Source organism: Massilia sp. 2TAF26 (genome assembly GCF_052115005.1).
Classification (GTDB): domain Bacteria; phylum Pseudomonadota; class Gammaproteobacteria; order Burkholderiales; family Burkholderiaceae_D; genus Telluria.
Genome location: NZ_JBFRFV010000010.1, coordinates 102,034 through 120,867, shown reverse-complemented (window position 1 = coordinate 120,867; position 18,834 = coordinate 102,034). Strand labels below are relative to the sequence as shown.

The window sequence follows — 18,834 nt, the reverse complement described above, 5'->3', positions numbered from 1 at the left end:
CCTGCATTGACACCTTGGAGTCGTATCGAGGCGATGGAGTTCGCCTAGGGCAGCGCATAGGCGATCACATAATCGCCCAGTCTGGTGCCGAAGGATCCGTGGCCACCCGCGGCGATCACGACGTACTGTTTGCCGTTGGCGGAATAAGTCATCGGCGTGGCCTGGGCGCCTGCCGGCAGGCGGGCCTGCCAGAGCTGCCTGCCGGTGTTCACGTCGAAGGCGCGCAGATAGTTGTCCGCGGTCGCGCCGATGAAGGCGAGGCCGCCGGCCGTCACGATCGGGCCGCCCAGCATCGGCATGCCCATCTTGAAGGGCAGCGGCACCGGCGAGCTGTCGCGCACCGTACCGATGCGCTTCTTCCACACGATCCTGTTGGTCTTCAGGTCGATCGCGGAGATATACCCCCAGGCCGGCTGCTTGCACGGCAGGCCGATCGGCGAGAGGAAAGGATTCAGGGTCACGCCGTAGGGCACGCCGTATTGCGTCTGCAGGCCCTGTTCCGAGCCGCCGCCCTTCACGCCGGGTACCGGTTCCACCGGATTGTTCGGGCCGCGCGGCACCAGGCGCGAGACGAAAGGCAGCGCCATCGGATTGGCGATGGCGATCTGGCGATCGGTGTCGACGGCGATGCCGCCCCATTCGAACATGCCGAGGTTGCCGGGGAAGACGAGCGTGCCCTGCAACGAGGGCGGCGTGAAGGTGCCTTCGTAGCGCAGCCGGTGGAAGATCACGCGGCACACGAGCTGGTCGTACACGGTCGCGCCCCACATGTCGGCATCGGTGAGCAGCTTCGACGGGCGGAAAGTGAGTTCGGAGAAGGGCTGGGTCGACGAGACACGGTCGCCGGGCGCCGCGCCCTGCGGCACCGGCCTTTCGGGCGCGGGCACGACCAGCGCGCCGCTGCGGCGGTCGAGCACGAACAGGTTGCCCGTCTTCGTTGGCGCGTACACGACCGGAATGGTCTTGCCGTCCTTGCCGGTGATGTCGGCCAGCGTCGGCTGCGACGGCAGGTCCATGTCCCACAAGTCGTGGTGCACGGTCTGGTAGAACCAGGCCAGCTTGCCCGTCGACGCATGCAGCGCCAGCAGGCCGGACGCATGGCGCTCCTGGTCGGGCGTGCGCTTGCCGCCCCAGATATCCGGTGTCGATACGCCCATCGGCAGGTAGACGATGTCGAGTTGCGGGTCGTAGGCGGCGGGCGCCCACGAGTTCGGCGAATTCCATACGTAGTGCTCGCCGGGGCCCGGAATCCTGTTCGGATCGGGCGCACCGGGATCGAAGGCCCACAGCAGCTCGCCGGTCCTGACGTCGAAGCCGCGGATCACGCCGGACGGTTCGCGCGTGGAGTAGTTGTCCTCGACCGCCCCCGCCACCACGATCACCTTGCCCGTGACGACCGGCGGCGAAGTCGGCTCGTACATGTTCCTGGCCTGGTTCGTCACCGGCATGCCGTGCTGGAGGTCGAGGTCGCCCTTGTCGGCGAAGTCGGCGCAGCGCTCGCCGGTGAGCGCGTCGAGGGCGTAGAGGTGGCCGTCATTCACCGGCAGGAAGATGCGGCGCGTGCAGGCCGGGGCCGGGCCGCTAGCTGTGCTGGCAGCCAAAGCGGCGCCCTGCGCCAGGTCGACATGGGACACGCCGCGGCAGGTCACGTGCTGGAAGCTCGGGTCGGTCCGCAGACCCGGATCGAACTTCCACTTCAGCGCGCCGGTCTTCGCATCGAGGGCGAACAGTTTCTGGTGCGGCGAGCACAGATACAGCAGGTCGCCGATCTTGACCGGCGTGACTTCGTCGGTGATCTCGACGGGATCGTTCGGCCCCTTCATGTCGCCGGTGCGGAAGGTCCAGGCGACCTGCAGGTTCCTGACGTTGTCCGGCGTGATCTGCCGCAGCGGCGAGTAGCGCGTGCCCGCCTGCGTGCGGCCATAGGCGGGCCAGTCGGCCGGATCGCCGGCGCCGGCATTCACGTTGGCGTTCGCCGCTTGCGCTCCGGCGGCAGCGGCGAAGCGGCCGTCGACGGTCTGCGGATCGTTGAAGGCTGCGTAGACCAGCACGCCCGCCCAGATCACCAGCGCCGCAAGCAGCGAGCCGCTGTCGAACCTGGGCGGCGCCACCGGACGCAGGCTCACCAGCAGCAGCCAGACGCCGAAGACGACCAGCACGCCCGAGCGCGGCGCGAGCGCCCAGAAATCGGACCCCGATTCCCACAGCGACCAGGCCGCCGTGCCGACCAGCACCAGGGCATAGAGCGCGAGCGCGCCGGGGCGGCGGCGGAACAGCAGCCATGCCACGCCGAGCAGCACGATGCCGGTGATGAGGTAATACGCCGATCCGCCCAGCGACAGCAGCCAAGCGCCGCCGATCAGCAGATACAGCCCTGTCAGCACGGTGAACAGGAGGCTGACGAAGCCGGTGGATCCCAGCGGCCTTGCTTGTTCTGTGGACATGATGATCTACCGCTTGCACCGATGTAGACAGGGTCAGATTACACGTCACCGGAGAATCGGAGCGCACCACACCATTCCGGCAAAACGAAAGCCAAAAATCCATCTCAGCTATAAACGAAACATATATTTGGTTTTTTATCTGATCATCGGCATGAAACTTATGTTTTTGTTGACGATACTTTCTTTTATTCGTAAATTACCCAGGCAATCGTAATAAAAAAGAAAGAAATTTAATTAATATCTTTCGCTTTATGACAATCACATAAGGAGATGCAATGGAACGCAGGATCAAGTATTTGAATGCTGCCGCCTTCGCCGCCGCCGCCGCCGTGGCCCTGGCGCCTCTGCCGGCGGCGGCCACCGACGCCGTGGTCGCCCTCGCCGGCAACGCCTTCGTCACCAGCGCGGCGCCGAACGCCGCCGAAGTCATTACCAGCAATGGACTCGGCAACTGGACCAGCGCCGGCACCGTCACCAGCACGTACTTCCGCGTGGCCGCATCCCCCAACTGTTCGCGCAGCTGTCCGGCGGCGGTGACGGTGTCGCTCAATGCGCGCCTGGCCGGCAGCACGCGCAGCACCGTCCGCGTCAGCATCAACGGCACGCCCTTCGACGTCACCTTGACGGGCAACGTCACCAAAAATTACCCGGTCGGCACCGTGATCGTCCCCGCTGGTTACGTGAAGGTGGACCTGCAGGGCGTGAGCAAGGATGGCGGCTATTTCGGCGACGTGTCCTCGATCGGCGTGTCGACCGAGGCGACGCTGAACTACGCGAACGATCCGGCCAACTACTACTGGTCGCGGCGCGGTCCTTCGGTGCACCTCGGCTTCACGGTCCCGGCGCAGACCGAGTACTTCTACAACGAGGTCACGGTCCCGCAGGGGCAGGACAAGATCGGCTCCTACTTCATGGCCAACGGCTTCACCGGCGGCTACTTCGGCATGCAGGTGAAGTCGCCGAGCGAGCGCTGGATGCTGTTCTCGGTCTGGGATGCCGACAACGGCGCCAGGACCACTCTTGTCGGCAAGGGCGCCGGCGTGGTCGACAACGGCTTCGGCGGCGAAGGCACCGGCGGCCAGTCCTACCTGCGCTTCAACTGGATCGCCGGGAATACCTATCGCTTCATCACCCGCGCCCGGCCCGACGGCGCCGGCGGCACCGATTACTCGGCCTGGTTCTTCGCTCCGGAAACCGGCGCCTGGAAGTACATCGCCACCTGGAAGCGGCCGGGAACCTCCAGCTACCTGACCGGCGTCTACTCCTTCCTCGAGAACTTCATCGACACCAACGGCTATATGGAGCGCTCGGCCGACTACGGCAACCAGTGGGCGCGCTCGAACACCGGCAGCTGGACCGAAATCACCACCGCCCGCTTCACCGGCGACGCCACCGCGGCCAACGCCCAGCGCATGGACTATGCCGGCGGCCGGCGCGGCAGCAGCTTCTACCTGCGCAACGGCGGCTTCTTCAGCAACTACGTGCCGATCAACCAGAACTTCACCCGCCCGGCCACCGGCACCCCGCCCGCCGTCGACCTCAACGCCCTGCCGCTGCAGTGAGCGCAAACCATCAGGAGTCCATCATGTTCAAACGATCGCCGCGTACAGTTCTCCTTGCCGCCCTTCTCGCCTCCCTTGGTTTTGCCGGCACCGCCCAGGCCAACATCATCGAAGGCTTCGACGACATCGCCAGCCTGGCCGCCAGGGGCTTCATCCTGCGCAATGCCAGCGCACCAGTCGGCAGCAACGGCTTCTTCCAGGGGAACAGCCGCGTCTTCGGCGCCCAGGACGGTGCACCCGGCGCCTACCTCGGCGCCAACTACCAGAGCGCGGCCGCCGGCGGCGGCATCGACGACTGGCTGATCAGCCCGGAGTTCTCGACCAGCGCCGGCGGCACCATCTCCTTCTATGTGCGGGCGGCGGCGGACCAGGGCTACTCCGACCTGTTCCAGTACGGCCTGAGCACCGGCGGTACCGGCGCCGCCGATTTCGTCCTCGGCAGCCTGGACGCCGCGCCGACCGGCGACTGGACCCGCGTCAGCCTGGACTTCGCCGGCACCGGCACGCCGGGCAGCGTCGGCCGCTTCGCGATCCGCTACACCGGTCCGGCGGACAGCGCCAACTACATCGGCATCGACACGCTCTCGCTGCCGCTGCCGGAACCGGCCAGCCTGGCGCTGCTGGGACTCGGACTGGCCGGCCTCGGCGCCAGCCGCCGCGGGATCAGGCGCGCGGCCCGCTGACGGCAGCGTCGTCGATGAAACGGCTGGGCGCGACGCCCAGCGCCCGCCGGAACATCGCCGAGAACGCGCTCTGGCTTTCATAGCCCATGCGCGCGGCGACTTCGCCCAGCGGCAGGCCGCGGACCATCAGTTCGATCGAGCGTTCCAGCCGCAGTTGCTGGCGCCAGGTGCCGAAGCCGAAGTTCATCTCTTCGCGGAACAGGCGCGCCAGCGTGCGGGCGCTGGCGCCCACCTGTCCGGCCCAGTCTTCCAGGGTCCGGTGCGAGGCCGGATCGGCGGCCAGCGCCTGGCATAAGGCCTGCAGGCGACGGTCACGCGGCATGCGCAGGCCGAGCGACAATGCCGGCGCCCTTCCCACTTCCACCAGCAGCAGCTCTGTCAGCAGGTGCCGCCGCCCGTCATTGACAGGATCCGCCGCCAGCAAGGCTTCGAACAACGCCCGCGTGAGCGCCGAAATCTCGATCACCGCGCAGGCGTCGATGGCGCGCGGCGCCGCCTCCGGCGCCACGTAGATGGTGCGCAGCTCGACCTCGCCCAGCATGGTCACCTCGTGCTCGACGTCCGGTGGAATCCACACCGCGCGCAGCGGCGGCACGATCCACATCATCTCTTGCGCTTCCACCTGGATGCTGCCCCGGAAGGGATAGGCGATCTGCGCCCAGGCGTGGCGGTGCTTCGGCACCCGCAGGCCGGGCGCGGGGCGGCGCAGGTTGACCGTCACCGGCTCCGCAATGGAGGGGACGCGGCGCGGGTCGGGGTCGAAATCGAGGGTTGTCAGCATTGCGACAATTCTTGTCCGCCTGTCGAAATCCTGTCAAGGCGCCGCTGCCTAGAATGGCGGCTGCTTGTTCCAACAGGAGACCATTCGATGAGCACCCACACTACCCTCCGCCGCATCACCGTGCCGCAGATCCGCGCCATGAAGGGACCTGGACGCATCGTCTCCCTGACCGCCTACACGAGTTTGATGGCGAAGCTGATGGATGATTATGTCGACCTGATCGTGGTCGGCGACTCGACCGGCATGGTGGCCTACGGGATGGAGTCGACCCTGCAGGTCGGCCTCGACATGATGATAGCCCACGGCAAGGCGGTGGTACGCGGCGCCGCGCGCGCCTGCGTGGTGGTCGACATGCCCTTCGCCACCTATCAGGAATCGCCGCGGCAGGCCTACCGGAACGCAGCCCGGGTGCTGGCCGACACCGGCGCCCAGGCGGTCAAGATGGAGGGCGGCGAAGAGCTTCTCGAGACCGTGGATTTCCTGGTACGGCGCGGGATTCCGGTGATGCCGCACATCGGCCTGCTGCCCCAGCACGTGCAGGCGATGGGCGGCTTTCGCTACCAGGCCCGCACGCCGGAAGAGATCGACGCGCTGGTGCGGCTGGCGCGCGGCCTGGAGCGGCAAGGCGCCTTCTGCCTGCTGATCGAAGGCACCAGCGAGGCGGCGGCGCGCGCCGTCACCGGGGCGGTGGCGATCCCGACCCTCGGCATCGGCGCCTCACCCAGCTGCGACGGCCAGGTACTGGTCACCGAAGACATGCTCGGCCTGTTCTCCGACTACCGGCCGCGCTTCGTCAAGCAGTATGCCGCGCTGGCCGACAATATGCGGGAGGCCTTCGGAAAGTACCGCGACGAAGTCCGCGACGGTACTTTCCCCAGCCTCGATCACTGCTTCGCGGCGGCCGGCGCCCCGGCTCAGAAGAACTTGTAAGCGGCCGACACCGAGAACTGGCGGCCGAACAGGTTCTGGCTGTGGTTATAGCCTTCCCAGCCGTTCGGATCGTAGTACGGGCGCTTGTCCAGCAGGTTCTTGACGTTCAGCCCCACCTCCAGGTTCTTCACCGGCTTCCAGTTGAAGCCCAGGTTGACCGTGGTGTACGACGGCGCGCCGTCGCAGGAACTCTCCGGCAGCGACACCCCGGCCGCGGTGCAGTTCTCCGGCGCGTTGTCGTTGTCGTAGGGACCGTAGGCCCACTTGGTGCGGCCGGTGAAGTTGACGAACAGGCTGGTCACGAAGTTGCGGTAGCTCCAGTCGGCGTTGACGGTCGCACGCAGGCGCGGCGAATCGTAGTAGCCGACGTAGTTGCCCGAGAAGCCGCTGCCGTCGTCGTAGTTATAGGTCTCGCGGCGGCGGATGGTCGCCGCCACGCCCGTGTTCAGCTTGCCCCAGGCGCCCAGCGAGAAGCGGGTGCGCGCATCGATGTCGAAGCCGTCCACCAGCGTGCGGCCGCGGTTCAGGTAGGAGTTGATCAGGCCGCCCAGGTTGCCCACCGAGTAGCCCGGCACGCCGCCGGCGCAGGCCGCCGCATTCGCCGCGTTGGCGCACATGCCGCGTACCGCCGCCATGTTGGCGCGGTCGGCGTCGGTGAGATCGTTGCGGATCGCCTGGCTGGTGCCTTGCAGTGCCGGGCCGTACTGGTCGACCAGGTCGGTGAACAGCTGGTTGAAGTCCTGGCGCACGATCTCGTTGCGGCGGTTGACGATCCAGTAGTCGATCGAGATGCTGACGTCGCGGGCCGGCTGCAGCACCACGCCCAAGGTACCGATCTTGGCCTTCTCCGGCTGCAGGTTCGGGTTCGGCGGGGTCAGGCCGCCCACCGTGGTCGAGCAGTTCGAGTTCAGCAGGGTCTTGCCGAGATCGACGTCGGTCGGCGTCACCGATTTCATCAGCAGGCGCGCCATCGCATTGGTCTCGTCGCAGCGCACGGTGTCGCGGATGCCGCCGACCTGGGCGAACACGCCGCCCTCGCCCGATTCCGCCAGGTTGGGCGCGCGGAAGCCTTCCGAATAGGTGCCGCGCACCAGCAACTCGGGACGGGCGCGCCACTGCACGCCGATCTTCGGCGCCAGGTTGGCGGCAAAGTGCGGGTACTTGTCCAGGCGCGCCGCCGCGTTCAGTTCCAGCTTGTCGGTCAGCGGCACCACCACTTCGCCGAACACGGCGCCGATGGTGCGCTTGCCGTCGAACCAGGAACCGCCCTGCTGGGTGATCAGGCCGTTGGCGGCATCCGGATTGCCCGGGGTCTCGAAGCTCTCGCGCATCAGGCTGGTGCCGACGGCGGCGCGCACCTCGCGCTCGCCGATCTTCGCGATCGTGCCCTCGATCTTGGCGTCCCAGGTCATCAAACGGGTCCAGGACTGGATGTCGAAGGTCGGGAAGGCTTCGCGCAGCAGGGCCGCATTGGCTTCGCTGATCTCGCCGAACTTGTAGGCCGGATTGTCGGCGATGTAGGGACGCTTGGTGACCGGATCGATGGTGGTCGGGCCGAAGGCCTTCTCGAAGCCCTTGGTGTTGATGTTGGTGGTCTGGTACAGGGTCGAGTGGCTGCCGGCGACCGCCAGCGCGGTCTCGAAGTCCCAGTCGCCGAACACGGTGCCGCGCAGGCCGGCCAGCGCGCGGTAGCTGTCGTCGATATTCGTCTGGCCGAAGTGGCCGGGCGCATCCTGCAGGATGTAGTTCAGGCCGGCGGCGCCGCCCATCTTGGCGGCCATGTCCGGATCCAGCCTGCCCTTCAGGTAGACGTTGTTCGGTCCCAGGTAGGGATTGACGAAGGTGTTCAGCGTGGTGCCGGTATTGCGCGCGAACCAGTTGCTGGTGCTGCCGCTGTTGAAGGTGCGCGGGCCGTTCTCGCCGCGCATGCGGATATGGGTGTAGGCGCCTTCGGCGAAGCCTTCGAGGCTGTCGCTGATGCGCAGGCGGCCGGCCAGGTAGCCTGTGGCGCGCTTGGACGACGGGCCGGTGTCCAGCGCATACGGCAGGTTGTTCCAGATGCAGCGGGTGCCCGATGCTTCGACGATCGAGGACGGGCAGCCGTTCACCGCGCGTTGGGTGCGGGCATTGTTCTTCAAAGGGTCGAACACGAAGAAGGTACCGGGGTTCATCGTGCCCGGCTCGCTGCCGGTACCGATGCGGAAGTTCGGGATGAAGTTCGGGTTGTTGACGTAGAAGTACTCGGGGCGCTTGTCGTAGGTGTCGGCCAGGGCGATGCGGTCGCGCTGGTAGAGGTTCAGCGAGCCGTAGACGTTGTAGCCGTCGTTGCCCAGGTCGCCCTTGCCGAACAGGATGCTGCCCTGGCGCTCGCCATAGGACGAGACCCGCGACGAGGAATCGTTGCTGCCGCGGACTTCGAGGCCCTGGTAGTTCTTCTTGGTGATCACGTTGATCACGCCGGCCACCGCATCCGAACCGTACACCGCCGAAGCACCGTCGGTCAGCACTTCCATGCGTTCGATCGCCGCGGCGGGAATCGCGTCGATGTTCACGAACATGGTCTGGAAGCCGGCCGGCGCACCGTAGAAGGACAGGCGGCGGCCGTTCAGCAGCACCAGCGTGCCCTGGGCGCCGAGGCCGCGCAGGTTGGCCTGCGAGCCGCCGTCGGAGCCGGTGAACATCGAGCGGAAGTCTTGCTGGGCCGGACGCGCGGCCGGCAGGTTGTCGAGCACCTGCAGCAGCGTGCGGGCGCCCATGTTCTCGATCTCCTTGGCGTCGATCACCTGCACCGGCGAGGCGGTTTCGGCGTTGATGCGCTTCAGGCTCGAACCGGTCACTTCGACCCGCGCCATCTTCCCTTCCTTGCGCGTGTCGTCGGACTTCGCCGGCTTGTCCGCCTTGACCGCCTGGTCTTCCGCCTGGCCGGCAGCGACGGCGCTCGACGCCAGTCCAGCGGCCGCCAAGGCGGCCAATAATGTCTTCAGTTTCATGTCTCTCCTCCTGTGTTGTTGATCTTGTGTGTCAGCTTGTGTGAAGCAGCAGCGCCGATCCGGCCGGCAGCGCGAGTTGGAGCCCGCCGTCGCGCGCCACCGGCGGCATGTTCCGGTAGCGCAGGGTCCAGCCGGCGCCCGGCGCCAGGGCGCCCTCGCCTTCGCCGAAGGCCAGCGCGTAGCGCGCCTCCAGGCCTGGCGCCCGCAGCGGCGCGGCGCGTACGCGGGCGCCCTTCGGCAATCCCGTGAGGCTGAGCAGCCGCGATTCGGTGGCACTCGTATTGATGGCGACGATGCGCACGCCATCCCCGTGCGCGGTCGCGTACACGCGCAGGCCCGGCAGCGGGTCGGCGCGTTCGAGTTCGTAGAAGCGGCCGCCGGCCAGCAGCTGGGCACAAAGCAGGCCGTAGTACAGCGGGCGCGGCGCGAAGCCGGTCTCGAGGTCGCCGCCGATCGGCGAGTAGTTCGATGCCGCCGCCTCGATGCGCGCCAGGACGTCCTCGCCGCGCTTGTCGATCCCGCGGCCGCGGGTGTCGTGGCCTTCCAGCGAGCTCTCGATGCTGCGCCGCGGCCCGCCCTGGAAGCAGATCCCGGTGGCGCCGTTGAACGCCGCCGACAGCGTGAAGTCCAGTCCCCACAGCGCCGAGGCGAAGGCGTTGCTGACGCCGTCGCGCCCGCCGCGGTAATAGGAATTGGTCTCGGTCAGCCAGAAACCCTGCGGGTGGCTGCGCGCCGCCCGGGCCAGCGCGGCGATCTCGCGGTCGACATCGCTGTCGTGCAGCAGGATGTCGGCCAGCGATCCGCGCTCGGCCGCCTCGCGGTAGTAATGGCGGCTGAGCAGTACGGACTCCGGCACATCGTTCCCGAAGCGCTGCACCCAGTCGGTGTTGGCGCCGCTGTCCGGTCCCGCGATACCCTTGCTACCGAGCGGCGCGGACAGGCGGTCCCAGGCCGCCTTGTAGTCCTCGTAGCGCTTGAAGTAGTTGTTCGCCTCGTTGCCGACCTGGAGCGCCAGCAGGCGCGGGCCCAGCCGGCTGCGCACCATGCGGGCATGGCGCTCGACCAGGTCCACGCTGCCGGCCCGCATGTTCAGGCCGAACACGACTTTCCAGCCGGTAGCGTCGAGGAAGCCGGCCAGCGCATCGATCGCGTCAAGGTTCACGTCGTAATAGGGCTGCACCCGTTCGCGGTCGCGGTACAGCGGGTGCAGCACCGGCAGCGGGCCGTCGAAGCCCGCCGGTTTCGCCAGGTCGCTGGTGTTCCCGCCCAGGCGCAGCACGCCGTGCGGATTCAGGCGCCGGAAGGCGTCGACCAGACCGGTGTTGGCGGCCGCGAAGAAGCGCGGGTCGCGCAGGTTGTCGGTCTCGTAGCTGAGGCCGACGATGGTCTGCGCAACCGTGTTGCCGGTGGCGCGCGCCGGGATGGCGATGCGCGCACCGGCCGCCGTGCCGGCGGCAGAAGCGGCGCTGGAAGCCAGCGGCAGCGCCATGGCGGCCATGCCCTGGATGAAGCTGCGTCGGTCGAGCATGGGATCAGTAGCGGTCGTCGAATGCGAAGATCGGCTTGCGGTCGCGCCAGGCGCCGCGCGTGAAGTCGGGGAAGTCCAGTGTCTGGAAGCCCTGCGCCACCGACTGCTCGGACAGCGGCGTGATCGCGCTCCAGGTGACGGCGTCGTAGATATCGATCGGCATCGGCGCATCCGCCTTCAGCGCTTCGACGAAGGCGTGGATCACGAAGAAGTCCATGCCGCCATGGCCGGCGCCGGCCGCGCGTTCGCCATAGCGGCGCCACAGCGGATGGTCGTACTTGTCCTGCCAGGCCTGGAAGGCATCCCAGCTGTGCGGCTTGCTCACCCCTTCCACGTGCACGCCCTGGTTCAGGTCCATCCACAGGCCTTTGCTGCCCTGCACGCGGAAGCCCAGCGAATACGGGCGCGGCAGCGAGGTGTCGTGCTGCAGCAGGATGGTTTCGCCGTTCTCGGTGGACAGCGTGGTGGTCACCACGTCGCCCAGGCTGAACTTGAGCTTGGTGTTCGGATGGCCGGGCGACTGGCGCTCGATGTAGTCGTGCAGGCCGCGCGCCTTGGTGGCGAAGCTGTTGATGCGGGTGAAGCGGTTGCCGCGGTTGATGTTGGTGTACATCGCGCAGGGGCCGATCCCGTGGCTCGGATACAGGTCGCCGTTGCGGCGCACGGAGTGCAGGGTGCGCCAGCGCGCCTCGGACCAGCCCTTGTCGCCGAACTCGACCCCGCCGCCGACCACGTGGGCCGCATCGCCGCCGTTCAGCTTCACGGCGCGCAGGTCGTGCTGGTAGCCGCCCTGCAGGTGTTCGAGCTCGCCGAACACGCCGGCGCGCACCATCTGCAGCACCGCCATCACGTCGCGCCGGAAGCACACGTTCTCCAGCAGCATATAGGGGGTGCCGGTCTTGAGCTGGGTGTCCAGCACGTCCCAGTGGTCGCGCAGGGTGACGCCGGCTACCACTTCGCAGCCCACCGGCACCTTGGCGCGCATGGCGTCGATCGCCATCGGCGCATGCCATTCCCAGGGCGTGGCGATGATCACGCCGTCGATCTGCTTCGAATCCAGCAGGCGGCGGTAGGCGAACAGGTCGCCGTCTTCGCCATAGGTGCGCGGACGCGGCTTGCCGGCCTTCTCCACCTGGGCCAGGGCCTGGCCCAGCATCACCGGCTCGATGTCGCACAGGGCGGCGACCTCGACGTCGTCGCGGCGCAGCAGTTCGCGCAGCAGTACCTGGCCGCGCATGCCGGTGCCGATCATGCCGAGGCGCAGGCGTTCGCGGGTGGCGCCGAAGACCGGGCCGGCCAGGCCGGCGGCCAGGGCGGCACCGCCGGCCTGGGCGGTCTTCAGCAGGAAATCGCGTCGATTCATCATTTTGTCTGTCTCCATTCTCAAAAGTTGTATTCGGCACTCACGCGGACCGAGCGCGGCGCGGTGCGGCTGGCCACCTGCAGGTAGCTGCGCGAGATGTCGCCGCTGCCGTCCTCGCGGGTCTCGTTGTAGCGGGTGACGGTCTGGCGGTTGAGGACGTTGAACACGTCCAGCTTCAGGCTCAGGCCCCTGGCGAAGACCGGGTTCCAGGCGGCATTCAGGTCGAGCTGCATCTGCCACGGCGTGCGTCCGCGGCTGCCGCGCGGCGATGGCTTGCCTTCGCAGAAGAAATAGGCGGCGCCGTAGTCGTCGTCGAAGTGCAGGTTGGCCGGCAGTTCGCCGATGCAGTTGCGCGGCGAGCCCGAGATCAGGGCCAGGTTGCCGCCCAGGGTCAGCTGCGGGGTCGCCTGCACGAAGCCGTAGGCCTTGATCTGGTGGCGGTGGTCGCCCGGCAGGTAGCCGTAGGCGTTGTACATCAGCTCCTTGTGGTCGTCGCTGACGGTCAGGGCCACGTCGCCGCCGCCGATGGTGTCGGTCTGGCCTTCCATATTGCCCTTCAGGCTCGAGAGCGTGTAGGTCAGCTTGCCGTACCAGCCGTCGGCGAACGGGTGCTCGACGAACATGGTCAGCGCCTTGTAGGTGCGCTTCGGCAGCGGGTTGCCCCACTCCGCCGCGCTGATGTCGACCCGGCGCAGGCCCTTGCCGTCGGCGAAGTCGATGTACAGGTCGTTGTCGCGGCCCGGATTCATGATCGCGCACTGGAAGCCGCCCCAGTTGCTGGTGTCGACACCGTTGCGCGAGGCCCAGGCATCGATCGGACGCTGGTCGCAGGTGTCGTCGTTGGTGTCGTTCAGGCGGCGGTACAGGACGCTGGCGCCGGCCACCAGGCGGCGGCCGAAGGCGCGCTCGAAGCCCAGCGAGACCTCGTCCTGCGACAGCGGCTTGAGGCCGATCGCCGTCACCTCGCGCGCATCGCGGCCCTTGCCGTAGGCATTGTTGGCCGAATACGGATCGCTGATCGCATGCAGGCCGGTCGGCGCGCCGGTGACCGGGTCGACGCCGGTATAGGTGTAGTACTGGCTGGTGCGCAGCAGCGGCGCCGCCATGTTGCTGGACAGGTTGGACGGCACCGGCAGGTGGTAGCGGCCGGCGTTGGCGAACACGCGCAGCGAGCTGTCGCCCATCACGTCCCAGGTGGCGCCGAAGCGCGGCGCGATCATGTTGCGCTGGGAGATGAAGGCTTCGCCGCTGGTCGTGTAGTTGGTGAACTGCTCGCGGCGCAGGCCGAGGTCGAGCAGGACGCGCTCCGTCACCTGCCAGTGGTCCTGCAGGTACTGGGCCGATTGCACGCTGGTCGGACGCGCCAGGTTGGTGTCGAGGTCCTTGCTGACGTAATAGCCCTGCGGGCCGTAGCCGCCGCCCTGGTCGGTGGTCTGGAAGGCGCCGTTCAGCAGGCGGGTCGGGTTGGTGGTCTTGCGGTAGGTCCAGCGGTAGCCGCCGGCCAGCACCGTGCCGACCAGCGAATCGACCTTGATGCGGTCGATACCGCCGCGCAGCGCGTGTGCGCCGAGCTTGTACTCGAGGTCCAGGCGCAGGCCTTTCTGGCTGTCTTCCGAGGCCGGATCGGGCAGGCTGCCGGTCACCTTCTGCGGGTTGTTGTAGACCAGGCCCGGCACCTGGGTCGTGATGCTCGACGAGGTCTGGGCCAGGGTCGGATCGTAGCCGACCGGGATCCGCTGGTGGATCGAGCGGGTGTCGCCGTACAGCGCGGTCGCGGTCAGGTTGTCGCTCAGGTAGCCGGTGTACTTGAGGATGGCGGCATCGGCGCCCGGGGCGGAACCGCCGCCACAGCAGTTGATGGTCTCCGGGTTGACCACGGTGACGGTGTTGCCGCGCTTGAAGCTGTTGTAGTCGAAGCCGGAGTATTGGCTGTTGCCGGTGGTGCGGTCGAACAGGCGGGTGAATTCGATGCGGTGGTCGTCGCTGATGTTCCAGTCCAGCTTGGCCAGGTAGCGGTCGGTGACGGTGTGCGCGCTGCTCCAGCCGTTGGTCGCCTTGGCGGCGGCGCTGGAATCGGTGGAGGCGGCCACCGCCTCGCTGTTGCTGACGGTGCGCTCCAGGGCGACGAAGGCGAACAGCTTGTTGCGCAGGATCGGACCGCTGCCGTACAGGCCGGCCACGCGGCTGCTGGTCGTGTTGTCGCGGTTCCAGTACAGCAGCTTGCCGTCGGTGTCCGGATGGGCCCCGGTGTTCGGCCAGTAGATGTTTTCCGGCGCGCCGCGCAGGCGGCCCGGCAGGAATTGCAGCTTGCCGCCGAACTCGAACTTGTTGCCGCCGCTGCGGGTCGTCACGTTGATCACGCCGCCGGTCGAACGCCCGAACTCGGCGCCGTAGCCGCCCGACAGCACCTGCATGTTGGCGATCGCGCCGAAGGGCAGCTCGGAGGCGCCCACCTGGGTCAGGATGTTCGTCACCGGGAAGCCGTTGACGTAGAAGGCGTTCTCGGACTGGCCGGAACCCGAGATCGAGGGCGCGTTGCCGTACTGGCTGTTGGTGCCGCGATTCGCGCCCGGGGTCAGCTGCACCACCGAGGCAATGTCGTTCGCCACCGGCAGCGAGCGCAGTTCGCGCGCCGTGAACACCACGCCGTTATTGGTATTCGAGACGTCGATCACCTGGCGCGCCGCGCTCACCACCACGGTCTGGGTGCCGCCGCCGCCGGCGCCGAAGCTCGCTTCCACGCCGGAGCCGACCAGCGCCTCGACTTCGCGGGTCGCCTCCACCGCGCCGCCGCGCAGCACCTTGACCGCATAGCGGCCCGGCGGCATCGAGGTCGCCACGTAGCGGCCCGCCGCGTCCGGGGTCAGGCTGCGCTGGGCGCCGGTGGCGAGGTTCTCGATGACCACCGTGGCGCCGGCGGGCGTGCGCACCTCGCCGAAGATGGTGGTGGTGGCGTTCGACTGGGCCCAGGCCTGGCCGCCGCCGGCGGCGAGCGCGATCAGGATGGCGGCAGCGTGCCGGATGGCGTCGTTGCGCAGGGTAAGACGCGTGGTTTTCATGCACATCTCCTTGGTGAAGGATGCAGGCTCCCCTCCCTGTTCGGGACAGGGGCCTGCGTTTCGTGTTGTGGAGTGAATCAGCGTGAGGTGACGGTGGCGCCTTCGCTGCCCGTCAGCTGGGCGTTGGCCCAGTTGGCGCACACCTGGCCCGGACTCTGGCCCTGCGCGCCGAGGGTCCGCAGGCTCAGCTCACGCAGGCCGCGGATGTCGATTTCGGGCTTGACCACGCCCGGGGCCTTGACCAGGCCACTGTCGTAGAGCAGCTTGCTGCCGCTCCAGACCTGGAACTGCAGCCCGCCGGCGCTGCGGCAGCTGTCGTCGATGCCGAGGTCAGCGCGCAGCAGGTTCCAGTCGCCGCTCAGGGCGAGGTCGATGCGGCTGCTCGGGCCGACGCCCAGGCCCTTGCGGAAGCGCAGGCCGTTCATGCGCATCTCAAGCGCCCTGCTTGCCGGCCGGTCGCGCGCCACTGTCTTCGGCAGCGGCAGCTCGGACAGGTAGCGCTGGATTTCCGGACGCTCGGCCACGCGGTGCTCGAGCACGTGGAACTCCGACAGCGTGATCGGCGGCACGTCGGCCGGCAGCGCGGCGTCGTAGGCGCGGGCCGGGGCCGCACCGCTGGCGGCAGTCACCATCGGATCCAGCGCGCTGGCGCCGTCGCCGTCCGGGTTCTGCACGCTCAGCACGCGGAAGCGCAGCAGGCGGCCGGCGCTGGCCGGGAAGGAAATCGTCTGCATGCCTTCGGCCAGCTTGAGGCGGCCGCGCGCCACCGGGCTGCCCCAGTCGCCGTTGGTGTCGCCGACATAGACCTCGTAGTCGCGCACCTGGCCGCTCTTCCAGTGCTTGTCGTTGCGCGGGGCGAGCTCGATGCCGTCGATCAGGCGGCGCTCGCTGAAGCCCAGCACCCATTCGTGCGGACCGCTGCGCACCGCCTGGCTGCGCACCGTGCGGAACCAGGTATCGGGCTTGCCGTCGAAGGCGCGCTCGATGTTCTGGCCCGGTTCCTCGGCCGGACGGTTGATCACCGTGATCGCATCGGCCGGAATCGCGCGGCCGGTGTCCGGTGCGGCCGGGAAGGCATCGTCGGTGCGGGCGGCCAGCACGCCGCGCACGTCCAGCACCAGCGGCTGGCGGATGTCCTGGGCCGCGGTTTTCACGTGCAGGGTACCGTGCCGGTCGGCGGCGTCGAAATACCAGCCTTCGGCGCTGCTCTCCAGCACAGCGGCGCTCTGCAGGGCCGGCAGCGCGCGGCCGCCCGTCAGCACCGCGGCAGGGGCGTGCACGGCCAGCATCCGCAGGCCGTAGCCGCGGCGCGCTTCCTGGCCGGCATAGCTGCCGTCGACCGCGCCGGCTTCGAGCTGCAGGTCGGCGCCATTGGCATGCATGCGGATGCGCTGGCGGCTGGATTCGCCGTCGCGGTAGCGGCGGGTATTGCCGTCGTCCTCGTACAGGTCGAACGCGGACTCGCCGTCGGCCGCCGGGTAGACGTCGAAGGTGACGCGGTCCTTCGGCTTCTGGCCGTCGTACAGCGTTTCCGGATACATCGGCAGGATGGCGCCGGCGCGCACGAACACCGGCAGCTTGTCGAGGGTAACCTGCATGTCGAGGTCGCGCCCGGCGGCGCCGGCGGTGGCCTGGCGGCCGTCCCAGTAGTCGTACCAGGTGCCCTGCGGCAGGTGGATGCCCTTGCGCCAGCCGCCGCTGGCGGCCTGGCTGCGGTAGACCGGCGCCACCAGCATGTCGCGGCCCAGCAGGAACTGGTATTTATAGCGTTCGCTCAGGGCGGCCGGGTCCTGCGGATAGTCCCACATCAGGCCGCGCACCAGCGGCGCGCCGCTGTCCTCGGCCTCGCGCGCCAGGGTGTACATGTAAGGAGTCAGGCGCAGCTTGAGCTTCAGGTAGCGGCGGTTGATGTCGCGATAGGGTTCGTCGAACCACCATGGATGCTTGCGCTCCGCGGCCGACCAGCCCGACATCCCCATCAGCACCGGCGTGAAGCTCTTCCACTGCAGGTCGCGGGTATAGGTTTCCGGGCTGCCGCCGAAGATCGCGTCGACGTCGCCGCTGGCATAGGCCTGGCCGGACAGGCCGGAGCCGATCAGGGTCGGCACGTGCCAGCGGATGTAGTCCCAGCTCGCGCTCTGGTCGCCGGTCCAGGCGACGGCATAGCGCTGGGTGCCGGCCCAGCCCATCACGGTCCAGATGAAGGGGCGGCTGTCGGAATTGTTCATGATGCCGTCGTAGGCGGCCTTGTTGGCGTCCAGCGAGAACTGGTAGCCCTTGCCGGTCCAGGCCACGTCCAGCTTCTGCACGCGGGTGCCGGCCTGGCCGACTTCCCAGGCGATCTTGTCGACGCCGTTCTCGGTCCACAGGCCGGTGCGGAAACCGTAGCCGGCCAGGCCGCGCACGGTCTCGGGCAGCGAGGTATAGCCGCAGCCGTAGCCGTCGTTCGGCAGGATCCAGCCGCCCGGCATGTCGTGCTCGCGGTAGCGCTTGGCCACGCTGCCGATCACGTCCGGGGTCTTGCCGGTCGGGCCGTCGCTCCAGCCCTGCGGCACCGTGCCCGGCTTCTTGACGTTGTCGCCGTCGTTGTAGCAGTCGGCGTCGCCGTATTCCAGCGCCCAGCGCGGCAGCAGGCGCGCGCGGCCGGTCCATTCCGTGTACAGGCCGAGCGCGCCGCGCAGGTCCTTGCCGACGAAGTAATAGGCGTCGAAGCGGCCCTCGGCGTGCTGGAGCACCGCCTGCTCCGGGTTGCGCAGGTCGTAGCTGCCGTCGCTCCAGGTATTGCGCAGCATGCCCCAGCCCTTCGAGCTGAGCAGGAAGGGCGCGGGATTCGGGCGGTCGCCCTCTTCCCAGCCGCCCGAGTAGGACACCGCCAGTTCGCGGCCCTTGAATTCATAGCGTCCGTTCTGCTGGCCGCCGCCGAAGAAGTGTTCGCCGGCGTCGCTGGACAGCACCTGCACCGCCTGCTTGGCGCCGATGTCCAGCGGCTGCAGCTCGCGCCACAGCGGCGTCTCTTCGCCGGCGCGGTAGAGCGTGAAGCGCAGTGGCTTGCGGTCGATGCGCAGCGCCAGCGCGGCGGTGCGGATCGTCATGGAAGAAGGCGTTTCCTCGACCGTGTGCGCGACCTCGGCGGCCGGGGTGCCGACCACGATCGTCGCGGCCTTGTCGCCGGGGCCGGCCAGGGCATCGCCCGGCCCCGCCCAGATACGCACGACGTCGGCGCGCGCCAGGCTCACCTGTATATGGGCGCCGATATCGGTACGCAGGTCCCAGGAGCGGCCGTCGGCGCCGGCCTTGACGCTGCGCAGCTGGCCCAGGGGGGCCGCCTGCGCCGGCATGGCAAGGGTGGCGCAGGCGGCGAGGACGCAGCCGGCGAGGAAACGAAAACGGAAGGGGGTCTTGTTCATATGTGTCTCGAAATTACGTTTTGTTTCGCATAATGTAGAAACAAAAATAAACAAGGTCAACAAAAACCGCGAAAAACACGGAAAAAC

The 18,834-nt window shown here is 68.1% G+C and carries 10 protein-coding genes; 3 read left to right on the top strand and 7 right to left on the bottom strand.

The window, feature by feature from the left end:
* Positions 1–44 precede the first annotated feature (44 nt).
* Positions 45–2,444 carry a glucose/quinate/shikimate family membrane-bound PQQ-dependent dehydrogenase gene (locus tag AB4Z32_RS12985; RefSeq protein WP_442122258.1) on the bottom strand — a complete coding sequence of 800 codons (2,400 nt, stop codon included), beginning with the start codon at positions 2,442–2,444 and terminating at the stop codon, positions 45–47.
* A gap of 275 nt (positions 2,445–2,719) precedes the next feature.
* On the opposite strand from AB4Z32_RS12985, the gene AB4Z32_RS12980 reads away from it, so the two are divergent.
* Together AB4Z32_RS12980 and AB4Z32_RS12975 are read left to right on the top strand one after the other, a co-directional pair.
* Positions 2,720–4,006: a DUF3472 domain-containing protein gene (locus AB4Z32_RS12980; protein ID WP_442122257.1), complete on the top strand. Its 1,287-nt coding sequence runs from the start codon at positions 2,720–2,722 to the stop codon at positions 4,004–4,006.
* A gap of 23 nt (positions 4,007–4,029) precedes the next feature.
* Entirely contained in the window at positions 4,030–4,689 is a 660-nt protein-coding gene (locus AB4Z32_RS12975; RefSeq protein WP_442122256.1) for a choice-of-anchor J domain-containing protein, read from the top strand.
* Here AB4Z32_RS12975 and AB4Z32_RS12970 read toward each other — a convergent pair.
* Positions 4,670–5,470, bottom strand: coding sequence for an AraC family transcriptional regulator (locus AB4Z32_RS12970; RefSeq protein ID WP_442122255.1), 801 nt, complete (start codon positions 5,468–5,470; stop codon positions 4,670–4,672). The genes AB4Z32_RS12975 and AB4Z32_RS12970 overlap by 20 nt on opposite strands.
* A gap of 87 nt (positions 5,471–5,557) precedes the next feature.
* Here AB4Z32_RS12970 and panB point away from each other — a divergent pair, with 87 nt between their 5' ends.
* On the top strand, positions 5,558–6,400 hold the full coding sequence (gene panB / locus AB4Z32_RS12965) for a 3-methyl-2-oxobutanoate hydroxymethyltransferase (RefSeq protein ID WP_442122254.1): 843 nt from the start codon (positions 5,558–5,560) through the stop codon (positions 6,398–6,400).
* On the opposite strand, the gene AB4Z32_RS12960 is transcribed toward panB, so the two are convergent.
* From AB4Z32_RS12960 to AB4Z32_RS12940, 5 genes are all read right to left on the bottom strand, one after another.
* The gene (locus AB4Z32_RS12960; protein ID WP_442122253.1) at positions 6,385–9,390 is read right to left on the bottom strand and encodes a TonB-dependent receptor domain-containing protein; all 3,006 of its coding nucleotides are present in this window, start codon (positions 9,388–9,390) and stop codon (positions 6,385–6,387) included. The genes panB and AB4Z32_RS12960 overlap by 16 nt on opposite strands.
* A gap of 31 nt (positions 9,391–9,421) precedes the next feature.
* The gene (locus AB4Z32_RS12955; RefSeq protein ID WP_442122252.1) at positions 9,422–10,918 is read right to left on the bottom strand and encodes a hypothetical protein; all 1,497 of its coding nucleotides are present in this window, start codon (positions 10,916–10,918) and stop codon (positions 9,422–9,424) included.
* Positions 10,919–10,922: 4 nt separating this feature from the next.
* Positions 10,923–12,284 carry a Gfo/Idh/MocA family protein gene (locus AB4Z32_RS12950; RefSeq protein WP_442122251.1) on the bottom strand — a complete coding sequence of 454 codons (1,362 nt, stop codon included), beginning with the start codon at positions 12,282–12,284 and terminating at the stop codon, positions 10,923–10,925.
* 17 nt (positions 12,285–12,301) lie between these two features.
* Positions 12,302–15,340 (bottom strand): TonB-dependent receptor, encoded by a 3,039-nt coding sequence (locus tag AB4Z32_RS12945; protein ID WP_442122250.1) that lies wholly within the window; start codon positions 15,338–15,340, stop codon positions 12,302–12,304.
* A 77-nt stretch (positions 15,341–15,417) separates the two neighbouring features.
* A complete protein-coding gene (locus AB4Z32_RS12940; protein WP_442122249.1) occupies positions 15,418–18,747 on the bottom strand; it encodes a TIM-barrel domain-containing protein in 3,330 nt (1,109 codons plus the stop codon).
* Positions 18,748–18,834: the final 87 nt, after the last annotated feature.

Coding starts and splice junctions, on each gene's coding strand:
- AB4Z32_RS12985 (WP_442122258.1), bottom strand. CDS start 2,444: ATGTCCACAGAACAAGCAAGGCCGCTGGGATCCACCGGCTTCGTCAGC.
- AB4Z32_RS12980 (WP_442122257.1), top strand. CDS start 2,720: ATGGAACGCAGGATCAAGTATTTGAATGCTGCCGCCTTCGCCGCCGCC.
- AB4Z32_RS12975 (WP_442122256.1), top strand. CDS start 4,030: ATGTTCAAACGATCGCCGCGTACAGTTCTCCTTGCCGCCCTTCTCGCC.
- AB4Z32_RS12970 (WP_442122255.1), bottom strand. CDS start 5,470: ATGCTGACAACCCTCGATTTCGACCCCGACCCGCGCCGCGTCCCCTCC.
- panB (WP_442122254.1), top strand. CDS start 5,558: ATGAGCACCCACACTACCCTCCGCCGCATCACCGTGCCGCAGATCCGC.
- AB4Z32_RS12960 (WP_442122253.1), bottom strand. CDS start 9,390: ATGAAACTGAAGACATTATTGGCCGCCTTGGCGGCCGCTGGACTGGCG.
- AB4Z32_RS12955 (WP_442122252.1), bottom strand. CDS start 10,918: ATGCTCGACCGACGCAGCTTCATCCAGGGCATGGCCGCCATGGCGCTG.
- AB4Z32_RS12950 (WP_442122251.1), bottom strand. CDS start 12,284: ATGATGAATCGACGCGATTTCCTGCTGAAGACCGCCCAGGCCGGCGGT.
- AB4Z32_RS12945 (WP_442122250.1), bottom strand. CDS start 15,340: ATGAAAACCACGCGTCTTACCCTGCGCAACGACGCCATCCGGCACGCT.
- AB4Z32_RS12940 (WP_442122249.1), bottom strand. CDS start 18,747: ATGAACAAGACCCCCTTCCGTTTTCGTTTCCTCGCCGGCTGCGTCCTC.